The 19,234-nt window shown below is 33.1% G+C and carries 24 protein-coding genes; 14 read left to right on the top strand and 10 right to left on the bottom strand.

Annotation, left to right across the window (positions count from 1 at the left end; all coding sequences use genetic code 11):
• The first annotated feature begins 11 nt into the window (after nt 1-11).
• A complete protein-coding gene (locus tag B3L86_RS07990; protein ID WP_291117377.1) occupies nt 12-326 on the top strand; it encodes a DUF6787 family protein in 315 nt (104 codons plus the stop codon).
• A 93-nt stretch (nt 327-419) separates the two neighbouring features.
• Here B3L86_RS07990 and B3L86_RS07985 read toward each other — a convergent pair whose 3' ends face one another.
• The 3 genes from B3L86_RS07985 to msrA form a co-directional block, all read right to left on the bottom strand.
• Entirely contained in the window at nt 420-713 is a 294-nt protein-coding gene (locus tag B3L86_RS07985; RefSeq protein WP_291117375.1) for a hypothetical protein, read from the bottom strand.
• 42 nt (nt 714-755) lie between these two features.
• On the bottom strand, nt 756-1,427 hold the full coding sequence (gene folE / locus B3L86_RS07980) for a GTP cyclohydrolase I FolE (protein WP_291117372.1): 672 nt from the start codon (nt 1,425-1,427) through the stop codon (nt 756-758).
• 68 nt (nt 1,428-1,495) lie between these two features.
• On the bottom strand, nt 1,496-2,044 hold the full coding sequence (msrA, locus tag B3L86_RS07975) for a peptide-methionine (S)-S-oxide reductase MsrA (RefSeq protein WP_291117446.1): 549 nt from the start codon (nt 2,042-2,044) through the stop codon (nt 1,496-1,498).
• Between the two features lie 241 nt (nt 2,045-2,285).
• On the opposite strand from msrA, the gene B3L86_RS07970 reads away from it, so the two are divergent.
• The 5 genes from B3L86_RS07970 (at nt 2,286) to B3L86_RS07950 (ending at nt 7,403) form a co-directional block, all read left to right on the top strand.
• Complete coding sequence (locus tag B3L86_RS07970) at nt 2,286-2,948, top strand: ABC transporter ATP-binding protein (RefSeq protein ID WP_291117369.1); 663 nt, start codon at nt 2,286-2,288, stop codon at nt 2,946-2,948.
• Nucleotides 2,949-2,964: 16 nt separating this feature from the next.
• Nucleotides 2,965-4,668 (top strand): LIC_10190 family membrane protein, encoded by a 1,704-nt coding sequence (locus B3L86_RS07965; protein WP_291117367.1) that lies wholly within the window; start codon nt 2,965-2,967, stop codon nt 4,666-4,668.
• Nucleotides 4,665-5,429, top strand: coding sequence for a TIGR02757 family protein (locus tag B3L86_RS07960; RefSeq protein WP_291117364.1), 765 nt, complete (start codon nt 4,665-4,667; stop codon nt 5,427-5,429). Before B3L86_RS07965 ends, B3L86_RS07960 begins: the two co-directional genes overlap by 4 nt.
• A 69-nt stretch (nt 5,430-5,498) precedes the next feature.
• The gene (pepT, locus tag B3L86_RS07955) at nt 5,499-6,740 is read left to right on the top strand and encodes a peptidase T (RefSeq protein ID WP_291117361.1); all 1,242 of its coding nucleotides are present in this window, start codon (nt 5,499-5,501) and stop codon (nt 6,738-6,740) included.
• A gap of 84 nt (nt 6,741-6,824) precedes the next feature.
• Nucleotides 6,825-7,403, top strand: a complete 579-nt coding sequence (locus B3L86_RS07950; RefSeq protein WP_291117360.1) for a YdeI/OmpD-associated family protein — start codon at nt 6,825-6,827, stop codon at nt 7,401-7,403.
• 2 nt (nt 7,404-7,405) lie between these two features.
• Here B3L86_RS07950 and yajC read toward each other — a convergent pair whose 3' ends face one another.
• The 4 genes from yajC to B3L86_RS07930 form a co-directional block, all read right to left on the bottom strand.
• Nucleotides 7,406-7,681: a preprotein translocase subunit YajC gene (gene yajC / locus B3L86_RS07945; protein WP_291117357.1), complete on the bottom strand. Its 276-nt coding sequence runs from the start codon at nt 7,679-7,681 to the stop codon at nt 7,406-7,408.
• A gap of 1 nt (nt 7,682) precedes the next feature.
• On the bottom strand, nt 7,683-8,216 hold the full coding sequence (locus B3L86_RS07940; RefSeq protein WP_291117354.1) for a DUF1573 domain-containing protein: 534 nt from the start codon (nt 8,214-8,216) through the stop codon (nt 7,683-7,685).
• 15 nt (nt 8,217-8,231) lie between these two features.
• Entirely contained in the window at nt 8,232-9,176 is a 945-nt protein-coding gene (locus B3L86_RS07935; RefSeq protein WP_291117351.1) for a transcription antitermination protein NusB, read from the bottom strand.
• Nucleotides 9,177-9,253: 77 nt separating this feature from the next.
• Nucleotides 9,254-10,357: a Glu/Leu/Phe/Val dehydrogenase gene (locus tag B3L86_RS07930; RefSeq protein ID WP_188362819.1), complete on the bottom strand. Its 1,104-nt coding sequence runs from the start codon at nt 10,355-10,357 to the stop codon at nt 9,254-9,256.
• A gap of 202 nt (nt 10,358-10,559) precedes the next feature.
• Here B3L86_RS07930 and B3L86_RS07925 point away from each other — a divergent pair, with 202 nt between their 5' ends.
• Both B3L86_RS07925 and B3L86_RS07920 read left to right on the top strand, forming a co-directional pair.
• Nucleotides 10,560-12,320, top strand: a complete 1,761-nt coding sequence (locus B3L86_RS07925; RefSeq protein ID WP_291117348.1) for an ABC transporter ATP-binding protein — start codon at nt 10,560-10,562, stop codon at nt 12,318-12,320.
• Nucleotides 12,321-12,384: 64 nt separating this feature from the next.
• The gene (locus B3L86_RS07920; protein WP_291117345.1) at nt 12,385-12,765 is read left to right on the top strand and encodes a PUR family DNA/RNA-binding protein; all 381 of its coding nucleotides are present in this window, start codon (nt 12,385-12,387) and stop codon (nt 12,763-12,765) included.
• Nucleotides 12,766-12,797: 32 nt separating this feature from the next.
• Here the strand turns inward: B3L86_RS07920 and B3L86_RS07915 are convergent, their stop codons facing one another.
• A complete protein-coding gene (locus B3L86_RS07915) occupies nt 12,798-13,130 on the bottom strand; it encodes a tRNA-binding protein (protein WP_414655127.1) in 333 nt (110 codons plus the stop codon).
• Nucleotides 13,131-13,228: 98 nt separating this feature from the next.
• Here B3L86_RS07915 and B3L86_RS07910 point away from each other — a divergent pair, with 98 nt between their 5' ends.
• Complete coding sequence (locus B3L86_RS07910; RefSeq protein ID WP_291117342.1) at nt 13,229-13,786, top strand: thioredoxin family protein; 558 nt, start codon at nt 13,229-13,231, stop codon at nt 13,784-13,786.
• 1 nt (nt 13,787) lies between these two features.
• On the opposite strand, the gene B3L86_RS07905 is transcribed toward B3L86_RS07910, so the two are convergent.
• Both B3L86_RS07905 and B3L86_RS07900 read right to left on the bottom strand, forming a co-directional pair.
• Nucleotides 13,788-14,333, bottom strand: a complete 546-nt coding sequence (locus B3L86_RS07905; RefSeq protein ID WP_291117340.1) for a hypothetical protein — start codon at nt 14,331-14,333, stop codon at nt 13,788-13,790.
• A gap of 131 nt (nt 14,334-14,464) precedes the next feature.
• Nucleotides 14,465-15,397: a peptidylprolyl isomerase gene (locus B3L86_RS07900; protein WP_291117337.1), complete on the bottom strand. Its 933-nt coding sequence runs from the start codon at nt 15,395-15,397 to the stop codon at nt 14,465-14,467.
• A gap of 327 nt (nt 15,398-15,724) precedes the next feature.
• Between B3L86_RS07900 and trmD the strand changes: the two genes are divergently transcribed.
• From trmD to B3L86_RS07875, 5 genes are all read left to right on the top strand, one after another.
• Complete coding sequence (trmD, locus tag B3L86_RS07895) at nt 15,725-16,402, top strand: tRNA (guanosine(37)-N1)-methyltransferase TrmD (RefSeq protein WP_291117334.1); 678 nt, start codon at nt 15,725-15,727, stop codon at nt 16,400-16,402.
• Nucleotides 16,403-16,476: 74 nt separating this feature from the next.
• Nucleotides 16,477-17,265 carry a HipA family kinase gene (locus B3L86_RS07890; protein ID WP_291117331.1) on the top strand — a complete coding sequence of 263 codons (789 nt, stop codon included), beginning with the start codon at nt 16,477-16,479 and terminating at the stop codon, nt 17,263-17,265.
• Complete coding sequence (locus B3L86_RS07885) at nt 17,243-17,626, top strand: DUF3037 domain-containing protein (protein WP_291117328.1); 384 nt, start codon at nt 17,243-17,245, stop codon at nt 17,624-17,626. Before B3L86_RS07890 ends, B3L86_RS07885 begins: the two co-directional genes overlap by 23 nt.
• 25 nt (nt 17,627-17,651) lie before the next feature.
• Nucleotides 17,652-18,107 (top strand): hypothetical protein, encoded by a 456-nt coding sequence (locus B3L86_RS07880; RefSeq protein WP_291117326.1) that lies wholly within the window; start codon nt 17,652-17,654, stop codon nt 18,105-18,107.
• Nucleotides 18,108-18,124: 17 nt separating this feature from the next.
• Entirely contained in the window at nt 18,125-19,138 is a 1,014-nt protein-coding gene (locus tag B3L86_RS07875; RefSeq protein WP_291117324.1) for a Gfo/Idh/MocA family protein, read from the top strand.
• Nucleotides 19,139-19,234: the final 96 nt, after the last annotated feature.

The following is a 19,234-nucleotide window of genomic DNA, read 5'->3' as shown; positions in this document are numbered from 1 at the left end:
CTTCTTTTTTTATGAAAAAACTTAAAGAACGTTGGGGTATTTCCTCAAATTTTCAATTAGTAATTATATTTATCGTATTTGCAATCACAGGATCATTATCAGCTTATTTATCAAAACCTTTTACCAATTGGATTGGTCTTACAAAAGAAAACTTAAGCTATTTCTATCTACCCGTTCGAATGCTAGCGATATTTCCAATTTATCAAGTTTTATTGGTCTTAACCGGTTTTCTGTTTGGACAATTTTCCTTTTTTTGGTGGTTTGAAAAGAAAATGTTGCGGAGTATGAAACTTGGATTTATGGCAGATTGGTTTGAAAGGAAATAAGAATAGTTTGAGGGTCTAAGGCACTAAGATTCTGAGATTTAAAAAAAAGCTTCATTTAATTTGAAATTTTTCTTTTTTCTATTTACTACCCTCTTAATTCTTCTTAATCAAATAAGTATAAATCCATGTAATGGTGAAGGTGGGAATAAAATCTAATCCGGGTAGTAATTCTTCTATGAAAACAATCACCCCACCAACAGCTCCAACTGTTCCTTTATACATTCGTAGTAAAAGTAATCCTGCAATTGGAGCCCAAATCACATCAGATAGCGTTCCTAAAACAGGAACCAAATAAGACATCATTCCAATACCATCAAAAAGGAGACTTAGGAATAAATCTCTTTTTTTATTTGATTTTGATGTGTTTTCAATAACTTCTTTTGTCATCGATAGTAATTTAAATCACGATTCAGACAAAAGTAGTGCCATTTATTTATCCTGTTTCATTAAGTTGAAAAAATCATTTCTGTTTTCTTTTTCGTTAAATATTCCTCCATATTGAATGGTTGAAGTATAACTGGAACTGTCTTTTATACCACGACTTGACACACACAAATGTTCTGCTTCAACAACTACAATCACATCTTGAGTATCCAAAACCGTTTTTAACTCATTGAAAATCTGCATTATCATTCGTTCTTGCACTTGGGGTCTGCGAGCATAATAATCTACAATTCGATTTAATTTTGACAAACCAATTACTTTTCCGCTAGAAACGTAACCGATATGAGCCTTACCAATAATAGGTAAAAAGTGATGCTCACATGTGGAATTAAAACTTATATTGGCTTCAACCAACATTTTATCATAGTTATAGCTGTTATCAAAAACCGAAATTTTTGGTTTATTTGCAGGATTTAAACCACTGAAAATTTCCTGAATAAACATTTTAGCAACCCTGTGTGGTGTGCCTTTCAAACTATCATCAGTCATGTCTAGACCCATTTCTTCCATGATAATTTTAAAATGTTTTTCAATGGTTTCCATTTTTTCTGCATCCGATTTTACGAAAGCATCAGGACGCAGCGGTGTTTCGGCAGAAGTCATTTGATGATTATCCCCCAAAAGTTCAATTAATTCTTTTTCAGTTAAAGTATTCATAGCTTTTTTTTTAATTATTTCAATGCTTCCATATAAGCTGTTCGATAATCGAGGTAACTCTTGGGAATTTATTTTTTCAATCTACTCTTGTAATTCTTTTTGAGCTTTTCAATCTTAGGAGTAATTACGTAACTACAATAGGATTGGGTTTTATTTAAGTTATAATAATTTTGATGATACTCTTCGGCTTCATAAAATTTTGAAGCGGGAGAAATTCGCGTTACGATTGGATTTAAAAAAGTTTTTTCTGAAGTCATCAAATCAATATAATCTTCTGAAATTTCTTTTTGTTGGTCATTATAATAAAAAATTTCACTTCTGTATTGTGTACCAATATCGTTACCTTGACGGTTTAACGTTGTGGGATCATGAGTAGCAAAAAATATTTCCAATAATTCGCCAAATGAAATTACTTTCGGATCAAATGAAATTTGAATAGCTTCTGCATGACCGGTTGTTCCTGTGCCAATATCTTTATAGGTTGGGTTTTCGAGTATCCCACCGATGTAACCCGACACTACTTTTTTTACTCCTTCTAATTCAAGAAAAACTGCTTCTGTACACCAAAAGCAACCACCAGCAAGTGTTGCTATTTCTAATCCATCTTTTGTTTCCATAACTACAGGTTTATCTACTACTAAGAAGGTAGTATTTTTATCTTGCGACTGACACGAAGTTTGTGATACAAGTAACAATAGTAAGATATACTTTTTCATAGTGAAATTTTGTTTAACAAATATAGTATTTAATTAAACAATAAATACAATTTAACGTAACTTTATTATCTATCTTTAAATAATAAAAAACTATACGATAAAAAATTCTTCAAAACTTTGTTTCTTTGTGAAAATGAAAATGATGATTCAAATAAAAAATATCCATAAATCTTTTGGTCAGTTACATGTTCTAAAAGGTGTCGATTTAACTATACAAAAAGGCGAAATTGTTTCCATTGTAGGCTCTTCAGGAGCCGGAAAAACTACGCTTTTGCAAATTTTAGGTACTTTAGAAAAACCTGATAAAAACTTTAATGAGGAACTAGTTATTGATTCTGTTTCCATTTTATCATTGAATGACAAGGAATTGTCTAAATTTAGAAATTTAAAAATCGGTTTTATTTTTCAGTTTCACCAATTATTACCTGAGTTTACTGCGATTGAAAATGTTTGTATTCCCGGATTTATTGCCGGAAGAAACACAAAAGAAATCGAAAAAGAAGCCGAACGTTTATTGAATTATTTAGGTTTGGGCGAACGCATGCATCACAAACCATCTGAACTTTCGGGTGGAGAACAACAGCGAGTTGCCGTAGCAAGAGCTTTGCTTAACAAACCGGCGGTGATTTTTGCCGATGAACCTTCAGGAAATTTAGATACGGCTTCGGCTCAAAATTTACATGAACTTTTTTTCAAATTAAGAGATGAATTTGGACAAACCTTTGTGATTGTAACACATAATGAAGAATTAGCTAACATGGCAGACCGAAAACTAGTAATGAAAGACGGACAAATTATTGAATAATTAATCAAACAAACGGATGTTTTTAATTGCACTATCATTCATCTACATCATTTTTACTTGTATCAATTTTGGTTTGGTTTATAGTCGATTTATTAAATTTCATCCATCCGATCTGATTCTCAATTCTTTGTTAGGTCTTTTTTCTATTACTATTATAACCAGCATTTGGGCTCTTTTTGGCAGAATTCACATTGAATTTCATCTTTTTATTCTTTTTCTAAACTGCTTTATCTTTTATTTTTATCAAAAAGAAATCAAAGCCAATTATATAGAATTCAGTAAAGAGTTTAAAAATATCAATCGCTTTTTAAAAAGTTTTCTTTTCTTTTCCATGCTATTAATTTTAGCACAAGCTGCAAGTATTCCTTATGTTCTAGATAATGAATCGTATTATATTCAAACTATAAAATGGCTCAACAATTATGGTTTTGTTGAAGGTTTAGCCAATTTGCATTTGTTTTTAGGTCAACAAAGTGGTTGGCATATTACTCAAAGTGCGTTTAGTTTTTCATTTTTATACAATGAATTTAATGATTTGAGTGCATTTTGCTTATTGTTAGGAATCACATATTCTGTCTTTAGATTGCAAGACTATTTAACTACAAAAGATAGTAACCAATTGATTTTTGGTTTATTACCTCTTTTTTTGGTTTTATTGTTTCAATTTATAAGTGCTCCTTCTCCTGATTTACCCATTTATATACTTACATTTTTTCTTTTTTATGTTTTTCTTGAGCATTACAACAAAATGACCATTGGTGTTTTTAACCTGCTTACCACTTTTGTTTTATTCATGTTGTATATCAAAAACACGAATATTGGTTTGATCATTTTGCCGCTGCTCCTTTTCTTAAAACATTCCAAAGATTTTGTTCCACAATTATTTCGAATTAGTAGTATTGCTTTTTTAGTCTTAGCATTATTTCTATTAAAAAACATAATCATCACCGGAACGCCTGTTTTTCCTTTGACAGCAAGACTATTTTATTCGTTTGAACATGTTATTCCCGAAAAAATTGTCTACGCATATTATATGGAGCTAAAAACATCTTATGGCTTTTATGTAACCGCTGAAGAATACAAATCAATGAATGCCTATCAATTGTTTGTGCAATGGCTTTCAATGCCAAAACTGAATGGACTGTTTAATAAAATTAGTATTATTCTACTTGTAGTTTGTCCGTTTTTGATTTTAAGAATGAAACGATTAAGAAACTATGGAATACTCTATTTAATCATGGTCATTCATTTAATGATTTTATTAGTCACCTCACCTCAATATCGTTTTCACCTGAACTTTGTTTTGTTTTTTAGTTTGTTCTGTTTAGCAATTGCCTTTCATGAAAAAATTAAAATCATTTACTTTGGTTTAATTGCATCCGGTTTAGTCACATTACTGGTTTTGATTGTTCCGTTGGATTTCAATGCATTCAGTTCTAATAAATTTTTATTAAAAAACAGTACATTCAACATTGAAAACATAATTATTCCGCATCCCAAAACAAAATTAATGACCGAGCATGAAACATATACATTGGGTAATTTGACTTATCATTCACCCATCAAAAACGAGTTTTTTTGGGCTTCAGGTGATGGACCGCTTCCATGTGTAAATAAAGTACAACTTGATTATTATGAGTATTGGTTACACCTAATTCCGCAGATGCAAACAGCTGATTTGAAAGACGGTTTTTATGCAAAAGACATTTCTAAACCATGAACTCAGCAGAACTAAAATCGTTTTTAGACGAAAAAGTAGTACTCTATAATCAATCAAGGTTTATAGAAAGTGACCCTATTCAAATTCCGCATCGTTATTCTCTGAAAGAAGATATTGAAATTGCCGCTTTTTTGACCGCAATCATTTCTTGGGGAAACAGAAAAATGATTATTTCTAATGCTAACAAAATGATGGATTTCATGGGAAATTCACCATATGATTTTGTTATGAGTCATGATGTTTTTCAATTAGAAAAACTGGAAAACTTTGTACATCGCACCTTTAATGGACAAGATTTGCAGTTTTTTATAAAATCGTTACAACATATTTATAAAAACCATAAAGGATTGGAAGCCGTTTTTGCTAAAAATCAAGAAACAGCAAGTTTACAAACAAGTATTTCTGAATTTAAGAAAGTCTTTTTCGAACTTCCTCACTTAAGCAGAACACAGAAACACATTTCGGACCCTATGAATAATTCTGCTGCCAAACGAATCAATATGTTTTTGAGATGGATGGTTAGAAATGATACTGCAAAAGTTGACTTTGGAATATGGGAAAGCCTCACTCCTGCTCAATTGTCGTGTCCGTTAGATGTTCATTCGGGTAATGTAGCCCGAAAATTAGGTCTTTTAACCCGAAAACAAAACGATGCCAAAGCTTTATTAGAATTAGACACTTCCTTACGAAAACTTGATGCAACAGATCCGGTAAAATATGATTTTGCTTTGTTTGGATTGGGTGTTTTTGAAAAATTTTAGTAAAAAAGTTACTATTACCACTGCTTCAGATTTAGTATCTTTGTTTTCATTTATTTCAAAATATAAATTATGCAACACATCATAGATCGTTTTATCAGTTATGTGACTATTGACACCGAATCTGATCCCAATTCTGAAACCACGCCAAGTTCAAAAAAACAATGGGATTTAGCCCATAAATTAGTTGATGAATTGAAAGCCATTGGGATGGAAGACGTAACCATCGATGAAAAAGCATACGTCATGGCCACTTTACCTTCAAATGTAGAACATGAAGTGCCTGTTATTGGTTTTATTTCGCATTTTGATACAACACCTGATTTCACTGGAGCCAATGTAAAACCTCAAATTATTGAGAATTATGATGGAAAAGATATTATTTTGAATGCCGAACAAAACATCATTTTATCGCCAAGTTATTTCAAAGATTTATTACAATATAAAGGACAAACTTTAATCACAACAGACGGTACAACACTTTTGGGTGCTGATGATAAAGCCGGTATTACAGAAATTGTTTCGGCTATGGAATTTTTGATTAAAAATCCTGAAATCAAACACGGAAAAATTAGGGTAGGATTTACTCCTGATGAAGAAATTGGAAGAGGAGCTCATCATTTTGATGTAGAAAAATTTGGAGCAGATTGGGCATACACGATGGATGGTAGCCAAATTGGTGAATTAGAATATGAGAATTTCAATGCAGCCGGAGCCAAAATTACTTTCAAGGGTAAAAGTGTACATCCGGGTTATGCCAAAGGTAAAATGATTAATTCCATGCTTTTGGCTTCAAAATTCATTTCCAAATTACCAAAAGATGAAGTTCCGGAAGCAACAAAAGGGTATGAAGGTTTTTTTCATGTAACCGGTATTACGGGAAGTATTGAAGAAAGCACAGTATCCTTAATCATTAGAGATCACAGCAAAAAAGTATTCAAAAAGAGAAAAGACTTTTTACATGATTTAACTTCAAAATTCAACAAAAAATATAAAAAACAATTTGGGGAAGATATAGCAATCATAGAAATCAAAGATCAGTATTATAATATGAAAGAAAAAGTAGAGCCGGTCTTTCATATTGTAAGCATCGCAGAAAGAGCAATGAAAGAGATTGGTATCAAACCAATTATTAAACCCATTCGCGGCGGAACAGACGGTTGCCAACTTTCTTATAAAGGATTACCATGCCCAAATATTTTTGCCGGAGGCCATAACTTTCACGGAAAATATGAATATGTCCCTGTTGAAAGTATGCAAAAAGCGGTAGAAGTCATTGTTAAAATTGCAGCACTTACCGCAGAGAAAAAGTAAATTTTCATTACTATTTTAGCCACTGATTCGCTAACTATTTTTAAATTTTATCATCTTATTAGTGGCTTTTTTTATAAATTAATTATGGAAGAAAGTAAATCTTGGAACAGAAATCAAAAATGGCTTGAAGAAATTGAAGCATTAAAATCAATTCTAGTAAAAACTGACTTGGTTGAAACCACAAAATGGGGCGGAATTGTGTATACTTGGAACAATCGCAACATCATTGGAATTGGTGGTTTTAAAGATTATTTCACGATATGGTTTTATAATGGTGTTTTTCTTCCTGATGAAAAAAAAGTTTTAGTTAATGCTAACGAAGGTACTACAAAAGGATTAAGACAATGGCGTTTTGCTTCAAAAGAAGAAATTGATGAAAAGCTGGTTTTGCATTATGTAAACCAAGCTATAGAAAATGAAAAAAAAGGATTAGCCATTAAACCCGAAAAAAAGGAAGTAATTCCATCCGAATTTTTTATGTCCAAATTAAATGAAAATTCAGAACTTTTGGAAAAATTTAAAAACTTCACTCCCTTCAAACAAAAAGAATTTGTTGAATATATTGACACAGCAAAACAAGAGAAAACAAAACACGACCGTTTTGAAAAAATAAAACCGATGCTTTTAAAAAACATCGGTTTAAATGATAAGTATCGTAAGTGAGATTATTTTTTCTCTACTAATTTAGCACTCATTTCCATTGAAATGGCAGAACGCTCCATTTTTAATTTTCCGGCCATTGTTTCAATAACCACAGTTCCTTCTGATAATTCAGCTACTTTTCCGTGAAGGCCACTTTTAGTGATGACTTTATCTCCTACTTTTAAATTACTTTCAAATGCTTTTTCTTGTTTGGCTCTTTTTTGCTGTGGACGGATCATAAAAAAATATATGACCACAAACATTAGTAAAAAAGGTAATAACGATTGCATGTTTTCCATTTTATTGATTTTCTGTTGTTGTTACTGGTTTTGGAATTACGTTGGCTTTGATTGTCAAAACGTCTGTTCCTTGTTGTGTGTTACAAGTAATTGTAACTGATTTTTGTTGCATCCCGGGTTTTCCGGTACTGTCAAATGATACTTTTAACTTTCCGGTTTTTCCTGGTTTGATTGGCTCTTTTGGATATTCAGGAACCGTACAACCACATGAACCGCTTGCATTTGAAATAATCAAATCGGCATCTCCGGTATTGGTAAAGGTAAATGTTGTTTCCGGTTTGGCTCCTTCATTGATATCGCCAAAACTGTGTTCTTTTTTATTGAATGTCATCACCGGAAATTTTCCGTTTGATGGAGGTGGTGTTGTTGTAATTGTTGGTTGTTCCGGAGTCGCTGCTGTTGGTTGATTTCCAGCCGCTGTCATTTGAACATCGGTACTATTAGGGTCAATTCTTGAAAGTGCATCTTCTTTTTTGCATGATGAAAGTACCATTGTAAAAAGGAGTAACATGGTGTAAATTACATTTTTTTTCATAGTCTTAGTTAATTATTAAAGTAATCCTCTTCCGGATTTGGTTAATTTATTTGTACGCTGAAAATCTTTGACTAAATTATCTAAAATTCCATTGATAAACAAACTACTTTTTGGAGTAGCATATTCTTTAGCCACCTCAAGATATTCATTGATTGTCACTTTGATTGGAATGGATGGAAAATGAAGAAATTCGCAAATTGCCATTTTTAACATGATTGTATCCACTTCAGAAATTCTATCCGGGTCCCAATTTGGAGTTCTATCTATAAATTCTTTTGCCAATTCATATTCACGGAGTGCTGTTTTTCTGAAAAGTTGGATGGCAAATTCTTCATCTTCCTCATCTCTAAAAAGAGCCGGAACGCTAAACGAACTTTCCTTGGTATGATCAATGGCTTTTAATTGTTTTAGAATAATGGTATTCACCAGAGGGATATCATCAACCCATGTCAATCTGTGGTCTTCTAAAAATTCGTATAGTTTATCGTTGGGGGCAATTACTTCCGAAAACAAATCCATTACAAAACGTCTGTCTTCCTCAAATGTATTGATTCGGTTGGACATATAAGTTTTGTAAACCACACTGTTTTTTGTGCTTTCCAATAACAAAAGGATATAATCATCATTCTGTTTCCAGTCGTTGATTCTTCGTTTTTCAACGGCATTTGCTAGTGATTTATTTTCTGTTAAAAATTTTAAAACGATATTATCAACAAACTTAGTATTGGGGTCTTTTTCTTCGGGAGTTGCTAAGTGTTTTTTTTTGGAAATATCTAAAAACGTTTGCTCTTTCTCTCTAATTTCAATTAAAGTAGAAATCATCAACAAATACAAATCCTGAAGATTTTCCATACTGGCTATCAAAAACTTTTCGGTTTTCTGTAAATCATCAGAACCACTTTGATGCATTGCATATATAGTTTGCAAAACTTTTACTCGGATATGTCTTCTGTTTAACACTTTTAAGAACTTTTTTAAAATTAGTGACGCCTCTTAAAAAAAGGCGTCACAAAAATAACAATATTATATAGCAAAAACTATTTTGCCATTTCTTTTTTACGTTCGTTAATTCTATTTTGTGCTACTAACAAAGCTGCTTGGTGTGTAGTAAGCTTATTTTTAACTGCATAGTCAAAAATTTCAAGCGATGTGTTATAGATATTTTCTGTTCTGCGTAAAGCTTCTGCTTTGTCATACTTTTCGATTTCAGCATAAACGTTGATAATTCCACCAGCATTGATTAAGAAATCAGGAGCATACAAAATACCTCTTTCCTGAAGAATTTTCCCGTGTACATTTTCATCAGCCAACTGATTATTAGCAGCTCCCGCAATAATGTCTGCCGTTATTTTGTAAACTGAACTATCATTAATTGTAGCTCCAAGTGCACATGGTGCATAAATATCTACTTCTGCGGTATACAAATCGTTTCCGGCATAAATTTTTACGCCATATTGAGCACTAACTTCATTCAATCGTTCTTGATTGATGTCGGCAATGATAACTTCTGCTCCTTCTTTAACTAAAAAATCAACTAAAGTTTCACCAACATGTCCAATACCTTGAACCAAAACTTTCTTACCACGTAAACTGTCTGAACCATATTTGAATTTTGCTGCTGCTTTCATTCCCATATAAACGCCATAAGCAGTTACAGGAGAAGGATTACCGGAACCACCTCTTGATTCAGAAATACCGGTTACATAAGGTGTAACATCATGAACGGTATCCATATCTTCGGTTTTCATACCTACATCTTCCGCAGTAATATATTTTCCGCTTAGAGAATGAACAAACTCACCAAACTTACGCATTAACTCAGGTGTTTTTTGGGTTTTAGCATCGCCAATAATAACGGCTTTTCCTCCACCTAAATTCAAACCAGCTACTGCCGATTTAAATGTCATCCCTCTGGATAAACGCAATACATCATTTAATGCTTCCCATTCATTTGTGTAATTCCACATTCTTGTACCTCCTAATGCAGGTCCTAAAACTGTGTTATGAATACCAATAATTGCTTTCAATCCAGTATCTTTGTCATGACAAAAAACAATTTGCTCATGATTATCAAATGAAACCTGACCAAAAACCGGGTCCATTTTTTGAAGTTCTTTTTGTGAAACTACTTCTGCTATCATAGTAAAAAATTTAAGAGATAAAATTGCGACTTTATCAATAAGTCCACACAAAAATATAATTTAAATTAAGATTAAACAATTTAACGACTATATTTTAGCAATATGTTAATAACTTAAGCTTATACGCAAATTATACTCAATTACATTAAAACACAATTTTTAACAAATTGAAGCACATTAAAACAGTAATTACATAAAATTAATGAAAGAACTCAACTATTTAAATAAATATTTCGTAAAATACAAATACCGATTCTTGCTTGGAATTTTAATCACCATAGTCGCACAAATTTTTTCGTTGTTTACACCAAAATTGATTAGTCGTTCAATCAATATTATCGAAGAGTATACTACCAATCCGCAGGGTGATTTATCGTTTGTAAAAAATGAGTTATTTATTAGCTTGGCATTGATAATTGCAGCTACTTTAATTGCTGGATTCTTAACCTTTTTAATGCGTCAAACACTTATTGTCATGTCGCGTTATGTGGAATTTGATTTAAAAAATGAAGTATTTCAGCATTATGAAAAGTTGTCGCAAAACTTCTACAAACGAAACAGAACCGGTGATTTAATGAATCGTATTTCTGAAGATGTCGGAAAAGTGAGAATGTATGTGGGTCCGGCCGTGATGTATACCATCAACACTATTATCCGTTTTGGAATTGTAATACTATATATGTATAACGTTTCTCCAAAACTAACGCTGTATACCTTATTACCGTTACCGCTTCTCTCCTATTTTATTTATAAATTAAGTACAGAAATCAATAAACGTAGTACGCTTTATCAAGAAAACTTGTCTAATTTATCGAGCTTTTCACAAGAAATTTTTTCAGGAATTCGAGTAATTAAAGCTTACGCTCTCGAGAATCAAAACATTGATAAATTCAAAAATTTAGCACAGGAAAGTAGGGATAAAAACATGAACTTGGCAGTTGTCAATTCACTTTTTGGTCCGTTGATGTTATTGTTAATTGGTTTAAGCAACTTAGTGGTTATCTATTTTGGCGGAATTATGTATATCAATGGAAGTATTGCCAGTATTGGTATCATCGCCGAATTTATATTGTATGTCAACATGCTAACATGGCCTGTGGCTTCCATTGGTTGGGTTTCGTCGTTGGTGCAAGAAGCCGAAGCCTCTCAAAAACGAATTAATGAATTTTTGAAAAGTGAACCCGAAATACAAAACAACAATTCACAACCCTCAATAATCAACGGCTCAATTGCATTCAAGAATGTGAGTTACACTTATGAAGATACAGCCATAACAGCACTTAAAAATGTGTCATTTACTGTTGAAAAAGGAGAAACATTGGCTATTTTAGGAAAAACCGGTTCCGGAAAATCAACTATACTTTCATTAATTAGTAGGTTGTATGATATCAAAGAAGGAACTATTACACTTGATGGAAAACAACTCGATCAGGTGAATTTGGAAAGTTTGAGAGAAAGTATTGGCTTTGTGCCACAAGATGCCTATTTGTTTTCTGATTCTATAAAAAACAATATCAAATTTGGCAAAGAAGAAGCCACAGACGAAGAAGTAATTGAAGCGGCTAAACAAGCAAAAGTTCATAAAAATATTCAAAAATTTAAAAAACAATATGAAACGGTTTTGGGCGAACGAGGCATAACGCTTTCCGGCGGACAAAAACAGCGGGTTTCTATTGCCAGAGCAATCATTAAAAATCCTCAAATATTACTTTTTGACGATTGTTTATCTGCCGTTGATACAGAAACGGAAGAGGCTATTTTACAAAATCTGTTCAAGATATGTGAGGATAAAACAACAATTATTGTCAGTCATCGCGTTTCATCTGCAAAAAATGCAGACAAAATTATTGTGCTAGATGATGGAAAAATCATTGAACAAGGCACTCATAATCAATTGATAGACCAAAAAGGGTATTATTATGAATTGTACATGAAACAACTTTCTGAAAAAGAATTAATGTAATTTTTTTGTTTATTCATTTATTTTTTAGATTTTTGGTTAACACAAATTAATTGACAGAAAGATTATGAGAGAAAATGAAATGTTAGAAAAAGACGAAATTTTTTCTAAAGTTTTAAGAGCAGGAAGAAGAACTTATTTCTTCGATGTACGTTCAACAAAAGCGGATGACTATTACATCACCATTACTGAAAGTAAAAAATTCACAGAAGAAGATGGTTCATTCCATTTTAAAAAACACAAAATCTATTTATATAAAGAAGATTTTGCAGCGTTTAAAGAAATACTTGACGAAATGACCACTTTTGTTTTAGAGAACAAAGGAGAAGAAGTAATCTCTGAAAGACACCAGAAAGACTTTAAAAAAGAGTTCGCTACTGATGAAGAACCAACTTCAGAAAATGCAACAAAATCAAGCTATACCGATATTGATTTTGACGATATTTAAAAAAGTATCCCCGAAAATTTCGGGGATTTTTTTTATCCTATCCGCATACCATTGTCAACTTTACTATCAGGATGCAGCAATACCACATCACCCTCATCACCTACTGCACCTAAAACCAAACATTCACTCATGAATTTTCCAATTTGTTTTTTGGGAAAATTTACAACGGCAACAATTTGTCTGTTTACTAATTCCTCTTTTGGATAGCGTTTCGTAATTTGTGCTGATGTTTTTAGAATCCCAATAGAGGTTCCAAAATCAATATGCAATTGATAAGCCGGTTTTCGAGCTTCCGGAAAATCATTGACTTCCAGTATGGTTCCAACACGCATTTCTACTTTTTCAAAAGCTTCCCAAGTTAACATAATTGCTATTTTTTATATTTGAAGTTAAATTTATAAAAAAAGAAATTTAAAGTTAGCCCTTTTTCATAACTTTAGCATAAAATCAACCTGTTTTAAAAATGGCCAGAACTGAATCAAAAATGTTACCGCTTGGAACTACTGCTCCAAAATTCAATTTAAAAGACACCAATTCGGCATTTCACAAAAGCTATGACGAAATTAAAGGCGAAAAAGGAATTTTAGTGATGTTTATTTGTAATCATTGCCCTTTTGTGCATCACGTTATGGAAGAAATCATCAGAGTTGCAAATGATTATAGAGTTCAGGGAATTGGTATTGTTGCCATTTCAAGTAACGATATTCAAATCCAACCTCTTGACAGTCCTGAATTGATGACCGAATTTGCTTTTGAAAACAATTTTGAATTTCCTTATTTGTATGATGAAACCCAAGAAGTTGCAAAAGCCTACGATGCTACCTGTACGCCGGATTTCTTTTTATTTGATGCGTTAGATAAATTGGTTTACAGAGGACAATTGGACGATTCAAGACCAGGAAACGGCATTCCTTTGAGCGGTAGTGATTTGAGAGGAGCCATTGATAGTTTGTTGTACAACCGCACTATCAATCCTAACCAAAAACCAAGTATTGGGTGCAATATTAAATGGAGAGACTAAGCTATTTTTTAACTAAATACACTTCAATAGGGCGATTGGTTTTAGGACCAAATTGTTGAGCTTGGCGTTCATTTTCTGACGAACAAAGCACATACATATTAAAAGGATATAGCTGAATTAATTGGGTTTGAAAACTGCCACCGTTTTCATCGCCATCAATATCTTCTATTTTCAAAAAATAATTTTCTGCGTTAAAAGTATTGGTGACAGATAGTAAGTAATGTTCTTTGGCAAATGGAAAAAACCATCGGCTTTCGGGAGTGTCGGCAGCAACTTTAGCTCCATTTTTATCAATTTTATAATTCATTGAAAAAACTAAAGGTTCGTTTCGTTTTGTCCAACTCAATAAGTTGTTTACATTGATAACTTCGCGTCCTAAACTGTCGGCGATTGAAATGCGTAAATTTTTTATTGTTTCCGATTTGCCCACTTCATTTACTTTCACTACCAAATAGGAAGTAAAATCATAACCACAATGTTGACCGGTTATAACTTGTCCTTTAACGGAAAATGAAAACAAAAGCAAAAAGTATAAAAAATAACGCATAATTAGATGTAGACTGTAAAGTTACGAAAGCAAAAGTTATTCCAAAAAAAAAAAAAACAAAGCATCTATTTCTGAATACTTTGCTTTTTTATAAAATTTTATATTATAATGATATTAACCCATTACCTATTTTACTTTACATTCATCAATTCTACATCAAAAATCAAAGTTGCATCAGGTGGAATTACACCTCCGGCACCACGAGAACCGTAGCCCAAGAAAGAAGGTATCACAAAACGAGCTTTGTCACCAACTTGTAACAATTGAATGCCTTCGTCCCAACCTTCAATAACCTGACCAATTCCTAATGTAAAATCAATAGGTTGTTTTCTTTTGTAAGAAGAATCGAAAACCATTCCGTTTTCTAACGAACCTGAATAGTGAACCGAAACTATTTTACCTTTTTCAGCTTGTTTACCATTTCCTTTTTGAATGAATTTATAACGCAAACCACTTTCAGTTTTTTCAAAACCGGCCGCAAGTTTTTCTAATGCTTCTTCAGCTTTTTGTTTTTCTTCGGCAATTCTTTTTTCGCGAGAACCTTCAAATGTTCTGAAAGCTTCGATGGCATTCCATTTTTGAGCTTCCTCACCTACTCTAACGATTTCCAATGTTTCTAATACATCGCCTTGTGTAATGGCATCTACTATATCTTGTCCTTCAACCACATTCCCAAAAACCGAATGTTTATTATCTAACCAAGGAGTTGCTACGTGCGTAATGAAAAATTGTGACCCGTTTGAACCCGGTCCTGCATTTGCCATAGACAAAACACCTGGTTTATCGTGACGTAAATCAGGGTGAAATTCATCATCAAATTGATAACCCGGTCCTCCTGTACCTTGACCTTTTGGACAACCACCTTGAATCATGAAGTCTGAAATAACTCTGTGAAATTTCAAACCATCATAATACGGTTTTCCCATTGGTTTGGCGTCGTTTTCTAATTGTCCTTCGGCCAAGCCAACAAAGTTCCCTACTGTTCCCGGTGTTTTATCGTGTGTCAATTTTACTAAAATGGTACCTTTTGTGGTATTAAATTTAGCATATATTCCGTTTTCCATTGATTTGATTTATTTAATTGAGGTGCAAATTTAAGATATTATTGTTGATTAACCTTATTTTTATAAATGCAGATTGTTGAAATTGAATTTCTTTTGAAACATAATCCCATAGTCTAGATTACTTCACTTAACTTTTTTTTAAGTAGAGTTCAACGAACTTCTTTTGAAACGGAAAGCTTTTTTGAAAAAATAAATTAGTTTTATTGATTTTGTGTAGCCACTTAGGAGCTCTTGTTGAGGCTTGCAAATCTTTTTTTGAAAAAAACTTGCAGTAAAATGCCAGGATACCTTCTGAAAAATAAGTATTTTTGCCAAAAAATTATATCTATGCGAATTGATATTATCACGGTTTTGCCTGAACTTTTGAAGAGTCCGTTTGAGGCATCGATTTTGAAACGTGCCATTGATAAGGGTTTGGTGGAAGTGCACGTGCATAATTTGCGTGATTATACGACCAACAAGCAAAAAAGTGTGGACGATTATCAGTTTGGCGGCGGTGCCGGAATGGTGATGTCGATTCAACCGATTGACGATTGCATAGCTAAATTGAAAAGTGAACGCAACTATGACGAGGTGATCTATATGTCTCCGGATGGCGAAACGCTGAATCAAAAAATGGCCAATTCGATGTCGATGTTGCACAATATTATAATTCTTTGTGGGCATTATAAAGGTGTTGACCAACGAGTTCGCGATCATTTTATTACGAAAGAAATTTCGATTGGTGATTATGTGCTTTCGGGTGGCGAATTGGGTGCGGCGGTGTTGAGTGATGCGATTATTCGATTGATTCCGGGTGTTTTGAGCAATGAAACTTCGGCTTTGACAGATAGTTTTCAGGACAACTTATTATCTGGGCCTATTTATACACGTCCCGCAGAATACAAAGGTTGGAAAGTGCCTGATGTTTTGTTGAGTGGGAATTTTGGTGAAATTGATAAATGGCGTGAGAATCAAGCGTATGAGCATACGAAGAATAGACGACCGGATTTGCTGGATGAATAGTTAACTATTATCGGTTGTCTGTTACGTTGAGGCGGTTTTGTTTTCACTATCTTTGTTATTGAAATTCCAATTTTATGCACACTAATTTACGAACGGTAAATGTTACCCGCTACATTACTCCTTTACGAGAAGGTGGTTCGTTGCCTGCATTGGCTGAAGCCGATGATGATTTTAAGTATGTTTTAAAATTTCGAGGTGCCGGTCACGGTGTAAAAGCGTTGATTGCTGAATTTTTGGGTGGTCAAATTGCAAAGTTTTTGGGTTTACCTGTTCCTGAATTGGTTTTTGCTACTCTCGATGAAGCTTTTGGACGAACCGAAGGTGATGAGGAAATTCAAGATTTGTTGCAAGGCAGTCAAGGGTTGAATTTAGGTTTGCATTTTCTTTCGGGAGCATTAACTTTTGATGCTACTGTGAATGATTGTGATGCCCTTTTAGCCTCCAAAATAGTTTGGTTAGACGCATATATTGCCAATGTTGACCGCACTTTTAAGAACACCAACTTATTGATTTGGAAAAAAGAACTTTGGTTGATTGATCACGGTGCGGCTTTTTATTTTCATCATTCGTGGGATAATTGGAAAGCCAATGCGTTGACTCCGTTTTCCTTGATTAAAGACCACGTTTTGTTACCGAAAGCGAGTCGTTTGGAGGAAGTAAACAACGAATTTATATCGAAATTAAACGATACAGTTTTACGTGAAATTGTGAATCAAATTCCGGAAGAGTGGTTACTTTGGGAAGATCAAACGATAACACCCACTGAAATAAAAGAAGTTTATTTTCAATTTTTGTCCATCCGATTGGCCAATGCATCCGTATTTTTAAAACAAGCACAAGATGTCCGCACCACACTTATATGAGTACGCCGTAATCCGCGTTGTACCAAGGGTGGAACGTGAGGAATTCATTAATATTGGTTTGATGGTTTTTTGTAAACATCAAAAATATTTACGGATTCAGGTTGAAATTCCGGATGAAAAAATTCGATTACTAGATGCTGAATTTGATTTATCCCAACTAAAAATAAATTTAGACGCTTTTTCAAAAATCTGTTCCGGTAAAAAAGACGGTGGACCGATTGCTGCTTTTGATATGGCAGAACGGTTTAGATGGTTAACCGCCGTGAAGAGTTCGAGCATACAAACATCAAGACCTCATACGGGTTTGAGTTTTGATTTAGATAGCACTTTTGAAAGATTGTATGCGGAGTTGGTTTTGTGAATGTTAAATAAAAGATATAAATAAAATGAAAAATATTTTCTTGATTGCATTAGTAATGATGATGATAAGCTGTAAAAATTATAATGAAAATACTATTACAGTGCAAGAGTTAGAAGAACAAATCTCAGATTTGAAGAATCAAAATAAAATTTTAAAAGATTCTTTAGATGATTACGAGGAAAATTTTCTTTATTCTCAAATACTAATTGGAATCCCTGATGACAATGTTCTAACTGTTGGAAAAAAAAACAATATAGCTATGCTTTTTCAAACTTACAATGTTGAAATTCCTGAATATGAAATTTTTGAAATTGAAGATGGAAAAAGAAAAAAAGTAGGTACATGTAATCTAACTAAATTTAATTACGAATTTATTCCTAAATCTATTAATGATAATTCAATTAATCTTGTTGTTAAAATTCCATTTAATAACAAGACATTTGAAATCCCTGCCACAATGACAGTTCAGTTAAAAGAATAAAACAATTACCTTAAAATATGAACCCCATCAAAACAGCCCTTTTAGCCTACGGGTTTTCCGGAAAGATTTTTCACGCTCCTTTTTTGGCCACTAATAAGGGGTTTGAATTGTATGCTGCTTTGGAACGCAATAATCAAAAAGCGAAGCAGGATTTTCCGGATGTGAAAAGTTATGCTTCGCTGAAAGAACTTTTGGCTGATGATTCGATTGAATTGGTAGTTGTAAATACGCCCAATAACACGCATTTTGAATTGGCTAAACAATCTTTGCAAGCTAAAAAACATGTCTTATTAGAAAAACCTGCAACAACTACACCTGAAGAATTTTTGGAATTAATAGCATTAGCCCAATCAGTTAACAAACAACTTTTGATTTATCAAAACCGACGATGGAGCAGTGATATTTGTGCTGCAAAAGAAATTATAAAATCGGGGAAATTAGGAGATATCATTGAAATTCACTTGCGTTTTGATCGCTTTCGCCCCGATATTAGTGCGAAAGCATTTAAAGAAAATGAATTGCCCGGAAGCGGCATTTTGTATGATTTAGGTTCGCATTTAATTGACCAAGCGATTTCCATTTTCGTTAAACCTAAAAAGCATTATGTTCAAAAAGGAATGTATCGCAACGGCACTTTGGTGGATGATTATGCGTTTGTGCATCTTTTATTTGAGAATCAGGTGAATGCTTTTATAACCGTTAGTTTGCACGCACTTGACGTTCAGCCGGGAATTATAATTCACGGAACAAAAGGAAGTTTCATCAAAGATTTTTGTGACGAACAAGAAAATCAATTGATGGCAGGAATGGCTCCGAATCATCCTGATTTTGGATTGGAACTGGAAAGCAAAGAGGGAAAATTGACTTATGTTGATGAAAACAACACTACCATTATAGAACGAATTCCTTCCCAAAAAGGAAATTTTAATGGTTTATTTGATGAAGTTTATGCGTGCATTCGCGAACACAAACCCTTTTCTGTCACAAATGAAGCTATTTTGGAACAAATCAAAATAGTAAGTACGGTTTAAGGTACGATTATTTTTCTTTAAGCAATAAAAAAACATATAGCATCACACAAATAATAGAAGGCCTTATTTGTGTGATGCTAGTCTTATTTAACTCTA

Origin of the sequence: Flavobacterium sp. UBA6135 (assembly GCF_002428305.1) — a bacterium.
Classification (GTDB): domain Bacteria; phylum Bacteroidota; class Bacteroidia; order Flavobacteriales; family Flavobacteriaceae; genus Flavobacterium.
Note: the sequence above shows the minus strand (reverse complement) of the source record. Positions and strands in the feature narration are given on the sequence as shown.